Raw genomic sequence first — 11,764 nt, 5'->3', positions numbered from 1 at the left:
GCGGCAAGGGTCAGAGAGCGCTCTCACCGCCCCCAGCTGCGCCGGAAGTACGCCCGGCCAGCGGAGAGGACGAACCACATGACAACCCCGTCCCCAGAAGTGCGCCGGAGATCCGGTCGTACCCTGCTGCTCGCCCTGGTGTTGACCACCGCCACCACGATGGCCAGCACGGCGGCCGTCGCCGGCCGCCCGACGCACGGCGCACCCGACTTCGGCCCGAACGTGACCATCTTCGACCCGTCCATGCCGGTCGCCGAGATCCAGCAGACCCTCGACGCGGCGCACGCCCGGCAGGTCGACAACGAGATGGGCACCGAGCGGCACGCCTACCTGTTCAAGCCCGGCACGTACGGCACGGCGGCGCAGCCGTTGCAGGCCAAGGTCGGCTACTACACCGAGGTGTCCGGCCTGGGCGCCTCGCCCACCGACGTCACCGTCAACGGCAAGCTGGAGGTCTACAACCGCTGCCTGGCCGACGGCGGCACCGGCAACTGCCTCGCGCTGGTCAACTTCTGGCGCACCCTGTCCAACCTCTCGCTCACCATCAACGCGGCCGGCCAGGACGACTGCCGGTCGTCGGCGAACTTCTGGGCGGTCTCCCAGGCGGTGTCGATGCGCCGACTGAACATCGGCGGCGGCGGTCTGTCGCTGATGGACTACTGCACCGCCGGCCCGCAGTACGCCAGCGGCGGGTTCATCGCCGACTCACGGCTGCCGGCCACGACGAACGGTTCGCAGCAACAGTGGCTGACCCGCAACAGCGAGGTCGGTAGCTGGTCCAACGCGGTGTGGAACCAGGTGTTCGCGGGGGTCGAGGGCGCGCCGGACGACGCCACGTTCCCCGACCCGCCGTACACCACACTGGAGACCACCCCGCTCAGCCGGGAGAAGCCCTACCTCTTCGTCGACGGCAAGGGGCGCTACCAGGTGCGGGTGCCCGCCGCGCAGCGCGACAGCCGGGGCGTCTCCTGGGCTGACGGCATCACGCCGGGGCGCACCATCGGGATCGGCGACTTCTTCATCGCCAAGCCGTCGGACTCGGTGCGCGTGATCAACAGCCAGTTGGCGCGCGGCAAGCACCTGCTGCTCACGCCCGGCACGTACGACATCGCGCGCAGCATCGAGGTCCGGCGTCCGAACACAGTGGTGCTGGGGATCGGGCACGCCACCCTGACCGCCGTGAACGGCGCGATCCCGCTGGACGTGGCCGGTGTTCCCGGGGTGATCGTCGCCGGTGTCACGATCGACGCCGGCCTCGTCGAGTCGCCGGTCCTGCTGCGGGTCGGACGTGAGCACGGCCGCAACGCGAGCAGCCCGCACAACCCGACCACGCTCTCCGACGTGTACTTCCGGGTCGGCGGCCCGCACATCGGGCGGACGAACACCGCGCTGGAGGTCAACAGCGACAACGTGCTCATCGACCACACCTGGGTGTGGCGCGGTGATCACGGCGTCGAGGGCTTCACCGAGGGCGTCAACGGTGACACCGACCGCTGGCGTACCAACACCGGTCGCTACGGGGCCGTCATCAACGGCGACCACGTGACAGCGACCGGCCTCTTCGTCGAGCACTTCCAGCGCTACAACACGGTCTGGAACGGCGAGCACGGCACCACGATCCTCTACCAGAACGAGCTGCCGTACGACCCGCCGACGCAGGCCGACTGGATGAACGGCGCGGTCGAGGGTTGGGCCGGGTACAAGGTCGGTGACCGGGTGCGTCACCACACCCTGTACGGGGGCGGGGTGTACGTGTTCAACCAGAACAACCCGTCGATCCACACCGAGAACGGCTTCGAGGTCCCGAACCGGCCCGGGGTGCGGCTGCACCACATCATGACCGTCAACCTCAGCGCCGGCACGATCGACCACGTGGTCAACGGCGTCGGGGACGCGGCCGACATGACCAAGGTCGGCGCTCCGGTGTACCTGACCCAGTACCCGACCCCGTAGCGGGGATCGGGCGTACCGACGGGGCCGGAGCCGGCGACGGCTCCGGCCCCTCTGGGCTGGTTTGTCGGGGCCCTGACTGACCCGCTGCGGGTGGTCGCCTAGCTCGGCTGTGACCCGGCGGCCGGTCCATAGTCCGGCAGTGGCAGGAGCCTGGGCTGTAGGCGTCGTTCCACTCCCGCCATGGCTCCCAGCAATGGGAGTCGGGCAACCGTGTTCCGAGCCCAGATGCCCGCGGTGCTCTTCGGCGCGATCATGCCGATGAAGAGGTTCGACTGACTCCGCTCGACCATCTTTCGGTGGCCCTGTTCGTACCGGCGAAAGGCGATCCGATGATCCCCGCCAGCAGCGGCCAATTCTCCCGCGAGTCGGTAGGCGCCGATGAGGGACAGCGTCGCCCCGGCACCCGCAGCCGGTGACGCACAGTGCGCAGCGTCCCCAGCGAGCGCCACCCGTCCCGATGACCACGACGCCATCCGTACCTGGCTCAACGCGTCGAAGTAGAAGTCAGGATCGGTGAGCGCGCCGGCCAGCAGTTCCGGGACGTGCCACGGCATGTCGGCGAACGCCTCCCTCAGCAGACGCTTCTGCTGCTCGACGTTCCGGTGGTCGTACATCAGGGGCTTACTGCGGAACAGAAAGTTCACCTTCGCGCCGGCGTGGTTGCCCGAGCGATAGATCCCCGCGGCCCGGCCTGGTCGGTTGTAGAGCGTCACCCACCGCTGCTCACCCAAGCCAGGGTCCGCGTTGGCGGACGCGAAGTAGTGCCCCAGGTGCCGGAGGAACTGCGACTCCGGGCCGAAGGCCAGATTCCGCACCGCGGAGTGTGTGCCGTCGGCGCCGACGACGAGGTCGAACCGGCGGGTCGGGCCGTGCTCAAAGGTGACTGTCACACCATCGTCGTCCTGGTCCATGGTGCGGATCGAATCATCGAAGACGTACTCGACGTCGTCCTTTGTCGTCTCGTGAAGGATCGCCGCCAGGTCGCCGCGCATGATCTCGACCTCGGAGCTGGCGGCCCTGCCCTGGATCGCCCGCATGTCGATGCGGGCCAGACTTCGGTCGTTTCTGTCCACGAAGGACATGCCAATGATGTCGGCCGCCGCCGCGCGGGTCCGCGACATGATCCCCATCCGCTCGACGACGTCAACGGCCTGCCCGCGTACGTCAACACCGTTGCCGCCCTCGCGGAGGCGGGGCGCACGCTCGACCACGGTGGGCGCAAAACCGTACCTGGCCAGCCAGAACGCCAGGGCCGGCCCCGCGATGCTGGCTCCGGAGATGAGAATCCGCTGGTTCATTGACTCCTCCTTGCCGTGCAGCGAGGAGCACGCCGGTGGCACCTGGGCCGCTTGCGTGGTCGGGTGAGCTTTCGTAAGCTAACCGAAATGCACGTTCCACTTACGATATGGAATGGACGTTTCAGATGTCAACCCCTGCGGCCAGCGGTGTGACCCGACGCAGGGCGGACGCCGTCCGCAATCGCCAACGCGTGCTGGCGGCGACGAAGGACCTCTTCGTCGAGGGGGGCGTCGCTATCACCGTCGACGCCATCTCGCAGAGGGCGGGCGTGGGAGCGGCCACTGTCGTGCGCACCTTCGGCAGCAAGGAGGCCCTCATCGACGCGGCCGTGGCCGAGCTGCTCGAACCGCTCATTCAGCGCGGCCGGCATGCGCTGCTTGAGCCGAATGCCGAACAGGCTCTTCGAGGCTTCCTCGTCGAGGTGATCGCGTTCCAGTCGGCGCACTGGATCATGGGAGAGCGGCTCGGCGGAATGCAGCTGCCGGACACGACGGCGCAACGAGCAGCTCTGAACAAGGTCGGGCTCGACCTGATCGCCAGGGCCCGCGACGGCGGTGCAATCCGTACCGACATTGACGCCGCCGTCGTCACCGTATTGATCAGCGAGGTGACCTACGCGATCGCGAGGTCGGAGTCGGCATCACGAGCACTCTCCGAGGCCTACGTGTCGGTCATCATGGATGGGCTCCGCCCGCAGCAGGGCAGGCCTGACCCCGCCCATTCAGGGAAAACCACTGACGCGGCTTGAGTCGCAGGACCGCCCCCGCCGGTCGTCAACGGTTGGTTGGGAATCTCGCTCATGGTCTTGAATTCCTACTGGGCTAGTAGGAAAATGGGCCAATGCCGGATGGTCCGTTCCTCACCTCGCGTCGGGCCGTTGACCTGATGCGGGTCGCCTCTGAGCTCTGTCCGGGTCGTTGACCACCGACTGAGCGCTGGCACCACCGCATCGTTCGTCTGGCCCCGCTGCCGAATCACGCGCCGCCCGGTGGCCCAACCGGCCCGGCGGCCTCCGCGCGGTCACCGAGGCCGCCCGTCTCACTTGCTCGCCCCGCAACCGATCCCGCCGCGGTCGGATCGGGCCATTCCTGGAGGTACGTCATGACCACCGATCCGGCACCGCCCAACCCGGAGACCGCCGGAGATTCCCGGCTCGCCTTCAACGAGGACTGGCTGGCGACCATCCTCGGCCTGGCCCTGCTCGCCCTGGTCCTGCTAGGTGCCATCCCCGCCGGGCTGGTGCCCTGATGACCGCCGACGCGACCCGGACGGGCACTCAGCCCGGCACCGCCTCCGCTGACGACCCGCCCACCGAGGACGTGGTCGAACGCGACGCGTCGTCGAGCACCGCCGAGCCGACCAGCGCGGCTTTCTGGGCGTGGACGGCGCTCGGCCTGCTGATCGTGGTCGGTCTCGCCGCGCTCACCCGCTACCTGGAGCAGAACGTCCCGGCCTGGGCCGAGGGCACCGCCGTCGAGGACATCGGAGCGGCGGTCGAGTACCCGGTCTACGCGATCCTGCTCGGCCTGCTCGGCAACGTCGCCGTCACAGTGCTCGGGTGGCGGGACCGGATCGCCGCCGCGTTCCGGACCGAGTTCTTCATCAAGACCGGTCTGGTGCTGCTCGGGGCGTCGATCAACCTGGCCGTCATCGCCAGCGCCGCAGGCCCGGCGATCGCCCAGGCGATTCTGCTGATCAGCGGGGTGTTCCTGTTCACCTGGTGGTTGGCCGGCAGGTTCGGCCTCGACGACAAGCTGCGGGCGCTGCTCGCGTCGGCGGTGTCGATCTGCGGGGTCAGCGCGGCGATCGCCGCCGCCGGCGCCGTGCGGGCGCGCCGCGAGCAGTTGGCCTACACGGCGAGCCTGGTCATCGTCTTCGCGTTGCCGTCGATCTTCGTCCTGCCCTGGTTGGCCGACGTGTTCGGGCTCTCCGACGCGGTGGCCGGCGCCTGGATCGGTGGCAACATCGACACCACAGCGGCGGTCACCGCGGCGGGAGCGCTCGCCGGTGAGGAGGCGCTCCAGATCGCCAGCATCGTCAAGGTCACCCAGAACGCCCTGATGGGCGTGGTGGCGGTCGCGCTCACCGCGTACTTCACACTGCGGGTGGAACGACGGCCCGGCGCGGCCCGACCGGGCCTCGGTGAGCTGTGGACGCGTTTCCCGAAGTTCGTCCTCGGTTTCATCGCGGCCTCGGTCATCGCCACCTGGTACCTCGACGCGGCTGGCGCGGACGGCAAGGCCACCATCGCCATCGTCAACGATCTGCGGGTGTGGTTCCTGATCCTGGCCTTCGTCAGCATCGGCCTGGAGGTCCGGGTCGCGTCGCTGCGGGAGGCGGGTTGGCGACCGGTGGCGGTTTTCGCCAGTGCCACAGTGTTCAACCTGGCGTTGGCGCTCGGCCTGGCGTCCCTGCTGTTCCGCAACTTCTCGGCCTGAGGCGGTCGGTCGTCCGCACCCGCACGGACGTTCGGGGCCGGAGCCAGGCTGGCTCCGGCCCCATCACGATCAGCGGGGTGGTGGCGTCGAGGTGGCCGGCGCGCGGTGCTACCGAACCGGTCGCCCGTCGGCAAGCACGCTTAGGAACGCTCCGGCACACAGCACGCCGATGGCGGCAGCCAGGCCGACCGGCCCGGGTGACCACGGTCAGCACCGCGCCCAGCCCGGCGCCGGCGAGCAGCACACCGGGCTTGTCTCAGCCACGGCCCGACCGCTCCATCGGCCGTGGCGCTCCGGCGGGCAGCAACTCGTCCTCGCCGAGGCGGCCGAGCACCGGCCGGGCGCGCTCGTCGTCGAGTCGCAGCAGGCGAGCGCCGGCGTGCCGGTCCAGCCAGTCACGCAGCGCACCGGCCGCGATCCGCCGGTTGATCCAGTTGACCAGCGGCACCGAGTCACCCAGCGGCAGCGCGGTCGGTGCGACGGCGTGCCAGGCCGCCGAGCCGATCGGGCTCACCTCGCACCGCCAGCGCGGCCGGCGTCCCGGTGGGTCGACGAAGAGCAACCGTTGCCCGGGCGCCAGTTGCCCCAGCACCGTCGGATGTCCGTCGGCAGACCAGCGGGTTCGGCTGAACAGCACCACCCAGTCGCGGGTGTCACCGTCGGGCAGCGGGCCGACGTCGCCGCGCAGCGCGGCTAACAGGTCGCCCAGGCCCAGCGGTACGGACCGACCGAAGAGTCGCTTGACCAGGTGGTCGGCGAGCAGCACGGCCCGGAACACCGGCAACCGGTGCCGGGGCTGGGTCATCCGCAGATACCCGACCAGGCTGCCGAGCAGGTGTCGAAAGCGGATGGTCGGCCCGAGCAGCCGACAGGACGCGCCACGGCTGTGCGTCACCATCGCGTCCGGAAGCATCCACAGCTCGTGCCCGGCCTGGTCGAGCTGCCGCGCGAGGATCGCGTCGTTCCAGTAGACGGGGAACGTCTCGTCGAAGATGGTCTGCTGCCCGAGCACCGCGCGGCGCAGCAGCACGCAGCTGCCCGAGGCGAGTTGCCGGGGACGGCTGAAGTCCTCGCCCCGCATCTGGAACCGGTGCAGCGCCTGGCGGAACCCGGGCAGTCGGCGCAGCGCGGTCACCAGCGCGATGGTGGCGGCGAAGCTGGGCTGTTGAACGTAGTGCTGCTGGAAGGTGCCGTCCGGGTTGAGGTACAGCGGGCTGACCCCTGCGACGTCCGGCCGCTCCCGCAGATGGTCGACCATTCGGGACAGCGCGCCCGGGTGCAACCGGATGTCGCTGGTGAGCAGCAGGATCAGCTGCCCGTTCGCCCGTCGGTACGCCTGGTTCACCGCGGCGGCGAAACCGTTGTTGTGCTTGTTGCGGATCAGTCGGACCCGGGGTTGGCCGGCGAGCAGGTCGGCTGAGCCGTCGGACGATCCGTTGTCGACGGCCACCACCTCGTAGTCCAGATCGGGATCGGCGGTCGACGCCAGCGACTCCAGGCACTGTCGGGTCTGCTCGCGGGTGTTCCAGCTGACCAGCAGTACCGACAGCAGGGGAGCGCTCGTCACGTCACCGCCCGGTTGTCGCGGTGGCGGGCCCAGAGTCTCTCTCAACACGCCGTCCTCCTCTCCGTCCGGTGCTCCCAGAGCATGCCGGCGGACACCCCCGGGGGAGAAAGTACTAGCGGTAAGGGGTGAATAGTGATGAATGGGTAAAACAGGCTTTTACCCACTAGAACTTGCATATCTTCCGACTGATCGTCCGTTTGGTGGCCTTTGGTGGGTTACGGTCGTGTCCGGCCGTCCGGTTGCCGCAGCGGGCCGACCGTTCCGTCGTTCCGAGGAGTCCGACATGGACCTGCCCGTTACCGCCGCCGGTGTCGACCCGCCGACGGACCTGATTCCCGGGCGCGTGCTGGTGACCGGGGGCGCCGGCTTCATCGGCAGCCACGTGGTCGCCCGGCTGATGCTGATGGGTAGCCAGGTCCGGGTGCTCGACAACTTCTCCACCGGGCGGATCGAGAACCTGACCGACGCCGCGTACGGCGGACTGACCGAGGCGGACGTCGTCTCGGGTGACATCCGTACGCCGGAGGGTGTCGAGATCATCCACCAGTGGCAGCCGGACGTGGTGGTGCACCTCGCCGCACAGTCGAGCGTTCCCGCGGCCCATCGTTCACCCCTGTACGACGCCGACGTGAACGTCTTCGGCACCGTCAACGTGCTGGACGCCTGCGCACGCAGCGGCGTACGGCTGGTGATCAACGCGACCAGCAGCGCCATCTTCGGTAGCGTCGCCGCCCACGACCTGCCGGTCCGGGAGGACCATCCGATCGCCCCGGTGAGCCCGTACGGCGTCAGCAACGCCGCCGGCGTGCACTATCTCGACTGGTACGGGCGTCAGCACGGCCTGTCGTACACCTCGATGGTGTTCGGGAATGTCTACGGGCCGCGGCAGGAGGGCAGCGACTGCGGCGTGGTGTCCCTCATGGTCGATGCGCTGCTCGGCGGTCGGCAGGCGGTGATCTACGACGACGGCACGCAGACCCGGGATTTCATCCACGTCAGCGATGTCGCCGAGGCGATCGCCGTCGCCTGTCACCACAACGGTGTGGGAATGGTCAACATCGCCTCGGGTCGGCAGACGAGCGTCAACGAGGTGTACGACACGGTCCGGGAGGCGTCCGGCGTCGACAGCGCGGCCCGCTACGAGCCGCTGCCCTGGCCGGGCGAGGTGCGCAACATGGCGCTGGACACCAGGAAGGCGCGAGATTTGCTCGGGTGGCACCCGAAGATCGGCTTCACCGAGGGTGTGCGGACAACGGTGCGCGACGCCCGCCGCCGCCAGGCCCCAAGCCAGATCCTGTCCCCGCTGTGGGCGCGGGAGCGGGCCGTCAGCCACTGACGACCCAGCGCGTAATTCCCGTCATCTGATCGGGATTTTCATCGATCAGTCTAACTCTTGCGGGTCGGCATCCACTGCTGCCACGATGGCCGTCAATGCCTTCCGTCCCGAAGGAGTGGTCCTCATGGCGGTCTCCCGCCGCAGGTTCGTCACATCGGTGCTGGCCGGGTCCGCCCTCGCCACCGCCTCCACCACCGAGCTGCTCACCACCCTGTCCAGCCCCGCGCACGCCGCCAGTCCCCCCGGGGACGTGGTCGGCAAAGTGACGGTCGGCTACCAGGGCTGGTTCAGCGCCCCCGGCGACGGGGCGCCGATCGGCGGATGGTGGCACTGGGGCCGCGACCGGTTCCAGCCGCCCTCACCCGCCAACACCACAATCGTGTCCTGGCCGGACATGCGCGAGTACACGCGCACCTATCCCACCGCGTACCCCAACCTGGGCAACGGCCAGCCGGCCACCCTCTTCTCCTCGTACGACCAGCAGACGGTGGACACCCACTTCCGCTGGATGCAGGAGAACGGCTGCGACACCGCCGCGCTGCAACGGTTCAACCCGATGGGCGACGAGGGCCCCACCCGCGACGCGATGACGCAGAAGGTCCGCTCCGCGGCCGAGCGGTACAACCGCAAGTTCTACATCATGTACGACGTCACCGACTGGCTGACCTTCCAATCGGAGATCAAGACCGACTGGACGACGAAGATGGCCGCGCACACCGCGTCGTCCGCGTACGCCCGGCAGAACGGCAAACCGGTCGTCTGCATCTGGGGATTCGGCTTCAGCGAGCCCAGCCGACCCTTCACCCCCGGGCCCTGCCTGGAGGTCATCAACTGGTTCAAGGCGCAGGGCTGCTACGTCATCGGTGGTGTGCCCACCTGGTGGCGGCAGGGCATCGAGGACTCCCGCCCCGGCTTCCTCGACGTCTACCACTCGTTCCACGCGATCTCGCCGTGGATGGTCTACCGGGCCAGGACCGTGGAGGAACTGGACTCGTACTACAACAACGTCAACGTCGGCGACATGGCCGACTGCGCGGCGCGCGGCATCGACTACCTGCCCTGCGTGATGCCCGGCGACCTCGCCGGGGGCCACCGCAAGCACGGCGACTTCTACTGGCGGCACATCTACAACATGGTCCGGCTCGGCTCCCAGGGCCTGTACGTGTCCATGTTCGACGAGTACAACGAGGGCAACCAGATCGCCAAGACGTCCGAGACCCAGGCCACCACCCCGGCCGGCGCGAACATCCGGGCCCTGGACGAGGACGGCGTCGCCTGCTCCGCCGACTACTACCTGCGGATCACCGCCGACGGCGGCCGGATGCTCAAGGGGCAACTTGCGCTCACCGCCGTACGCCCCACCCCACCGATGGTCGGCACCCCGCCACCGGTCACCGGCAACCTGGCCGCCGGCCGACCCACCTCAGCCAGCAGCCAGGGCGGCGGGTTCCCAGCCTCGAACGCTGTGGACTCCAACGCCGGCAGCTACTGGGAGAGCGGCGGCGGCTCCTTCCCGCACTGGTGGCAGGTCGACCTCGGCGCCAGCCACCAGGTCAACAAACTTGTGGTGCGGTTGCCCGCCGGCTGGGGCGCGCGCACCCAGACCATCACCGTGCAGGGCAGCGTCGACGGCAACTCCTTCGCGACCATCGCCGGGGCCTCCGCGTTCACCTTCGACCCGGCGACCGGCAACACCGTCACCCGCACCCTGACGACCACCACGGCCCGCTACGTCCGCCTCAGCATCAGCGGCAACACCGGCTGGCAGGCCGCCCAACTCGCCCAGGTCGAGGTGTACGCCGGCAGCACCGTCCCGGACAACCCGCCGACCGCCCCGAGCGGCCTCACGGTGACCGGCAAGACGTCGACGAGCGTGTCCCTGGCGTGGACGGCCTCCACCGACGACACCGGCGTGACCGGCTACCAGGTACGCCAGGGCGGCAACGTCGTCGCCACCGTCACCGGCACCACGGCGACAGTGAGCGGGCTGAGCCCGTCCACCGCGTACACCTTCACCGTCGTCGCCCGCGACGCCGCCGGCAACACCTCCAGCGCGTCCTCGACGGTCACCGTCACCACTGACGCCGCGGCCAACGCGGACCTCGCCCGCGGCCGGCCTACGTCGGAGAGCAGCCATGTCCAGAGCTACGGGTCGGGCAACGTGGTGGACGGGGACGCGAACAGCTACTGGGAGAGCGCCAACAGCGCCTTCCCGCAGTGGGTGCAGGTCGATCTGGGTTCCTCGCGCACTGTTGGGCGGGTGGTGCTGAAGCTGCCGCCGTCATCGGCGTGGGGCAGTCGGACGCAGACCCTCTCGGTGCAGGGCAGCAACGATGGGGGGAGCTTCAGCACGCTTGTCGGGTCGGCGGGGCGGACCTTCAACCCGGCCAGTGGTAATCAGGTGACCCTGACGTTCACCGCTGCCCAGGCGCGTTACGTGCGGATCACCGTCACTGGCAACACCGGCTGGCCGGCCGGGCAACTGTCGACGCTGGAGGTCTACGCCAGCTGACCAGGTGTCGGGCGGCCGCCAGACGCGACCGGCGGCCGCCCCAGCTCATGGACCTCGGCGAGCCGCGCCTCGCCGAGGTCCATGTTAAACGGGTCCTGGCCTGCTCTGTGGGATAGAGGTGGACAGGCCGGACCGCCGCGCGTGCTGCGGCTCAGGCAAGTCCGACCTCGGCATGCCACCGGGCCGACGGGTCGCGCCAGCGAGGACCAACACCCTCATCCCACGATGGTGATCAAGAGGTTTGCGGGACTCTTGGAGATCAAACTTCCCGCAAACCTCTTGATCACCGAGGCCAGGGCGCTCGCGAAAGCCAGGGCGACCGCCGGGAGTGGGCGGTGGGTGGGACGGCACTCGACCGTCATGCGGCGGGAGGGGTGGCGGCGGTTGCCGGCCGAGTATCGGGGCGCGTACCTGGTCGACGTCGCTCGGGCGTACCTCCAGGTGGGTGACCTGCGCGGGGCCGCTCGCGCGCTCGTCGACGCGGACAGCGTCGCGCCGGCTGAGGTTCGGTGTCGGCCTTTGGCGCGTACCGTGATCGCCGATGTTGCCCGCGCGCGGCCGGCGCCGGCCGGCGTGGCGCGACTGGCCACGTTGGTCGGGCTCACCCGCTGACGGACGAGCGCCGGCGCAGGTCGTAGGCCGGGTGGACGGTGCGTAAC

Annotated in this window: 10 protein-coding genes; 8 read left to right on the top strand and 2 right to left on the bottom strand. The window is 69.4% G+C overall.

Annotated elements, in window-relative coordinates:
• Window positions 1-78 precede the first annotated feature (78 nt).
• Window positions 79-1,953, top strand: coding sequence for an adenylyl cyclase (locus tag MED15_RS01410; RefSeq protein WP_112698058.1), 1,875 nt, complete (start codon window positions 79-81; stop codon window positions 1,951-1,953).
• Window positions 1,954-2,051: 98 nt separating this feature from the next.
• Here MED15_RS01410 and MED15_RS01405 read toward each other — a convergent pair whose 3' ends face one another.
• Window positions 2,052-3,251, bottom strand: coding sequence for an FAD-dependent monooxygenase (locus MED15_RS01405; protein ID WP_112734614.1), 1,200 nt, complete (start codon window positions 3,249-3,251; stop codon window positions 2,052-2,054).
• Between the two features lie 107 nt (window positions 3,252-3,358).
• Here MED15_RS01405 and MED15_RS01400 point away from each other — a divergent pair, with 107 nt between their 5' ends.
• The 4 genes from MED15_RS01400 (at window position 3,359) to MED15_RS01395 (ending at window position 5,690) form a co-directional block, all read left to right on the top strand.
• Window positions 3,359-4,000: a TetR/AcrR family transcriptional regulator gene (locus MED15_RS01400; protein ID WP_112605432.1), complete on the top strand. Its 642-nt coding sequence runs from the start codon at window positions 3,359-3,361 to the stop codon at window positions 3,998-4,000.
• Between the two features lie 92 nt (window positions 4,001-4,092).
• Window positions 4,093-4,173, top strand: a complete 81-nt coding sequence (locus tag MED15_RS34740; RefSeq protein WP_355006783.1) for a putative leader peptide — start codon at window positions 4,093-4,095, stop codon at window positions 4,171-4,173.
• A 180-nt stretch (window positions 4,174-4,353) separates the two neighbouring features.
• On the top strand, window positions 4,354-4,500 hold the full coding sequence (locus MED15_RS33335) for a hypothetical protein (RefSeq protein ID WP_167457544.1): 147 nt from the start codon (window positions 4,354-4,356) through the stop codon (window positions 4,498-4,500).
• Window positions 4,500-5,690 carry a YeiH family protein gene (locus tag MED15_RS01395; protein ID WP_112734613.1) on the top strand — a complete coding sequence of 397 codons (1,191 nt, stop codon included), beginning with the start codon at window positions 4,500-4,502 and terminating at the stop codon, window positions 5,688-5,690. Before MED15_RS33335 ends, MED15_RS01395 begins: the two co-directional genes overlap by 1 nt.
• 256 nt (window positions 5,691-5,946) lie before the next feature.
• On the opposite strand, the gene MED15_RS01390 is transcribed toward MED15_RS01395, so the two are convergent.
• Entirely contained in the window at window positions 5,947-7,305 is a 1,359-nt protein-coding gene (locus tag MED15_RS01390; RefSeq protein ID WP_167457543.1) for a glycosyltransferase family 2 protein, read from the bottom strand.
• 235 nt (window positions 7,306-7,540) lie between these two features.
• Here MED15_RS01390 and MED15_RS01385 point away from each other — a divergent pair, with 235 nt between their 5' ends.
• The 3 genes from MED15_RS01385 (at window position 7,541) to MED15_RS01375 (ending at window position 11,717) form a co-directional block, all read left to right on the top strand.
• Window positions 7,541-8,593, top strand: coding sequence for a GDP-mannose 4,6-dehydratase (locus MED15_RS01385; RefSeq protein WP_112698053.1), 1,053 nt, complete (start codon window positions 7,541-7,543; stop codon window positions 8,591-8,593).
• Window positions 8,594-8,717: 124 nt separating this feature from the next.
• Window positions 8,718-11,105, top strand: coding sequence for a galactose-binding domain-containing protein (locus tag MED15_RS01380; RefSeq protein ID WP_112734610.1), 2,388 nt, complete (start codon window positions 8,718-8,720; stop codon window positions 11,103-11,105).
• A 339-nt stretch (window positions 11,106-11,444) separates the two neighbouring features.
• Window positions 11,445-11,717 carry a hypothetical protein gene (locus MED15_RS01375; RefSeq protein ID WP_244220323.1) on the top strand — a complete coding sequence of 91 codons (273 nt, stop codon included), beginning with the start codon at window positions 11,445-11,447 and terminating at the stop codon, window positions 11,715-11,717.
• Window positions 11,718-11,764 lie beyond the last annotated feature (47 nt).

It is taken from the genome of Micromonospora noduli (assembly GCF_003264475.1).
Classification (GTDB): domain Bacteria; phylum Actinomycetota; class Actinomycetes; order Mycobacteriales; family Micromonosporaceae; genus Micromonospora; species Micromonospora noduli.
The sequence above is the reverse complement of the archived record's forward strand: the minus strand, read 5'-3'. Positions and strand labels throughout refer to the sequence as shown.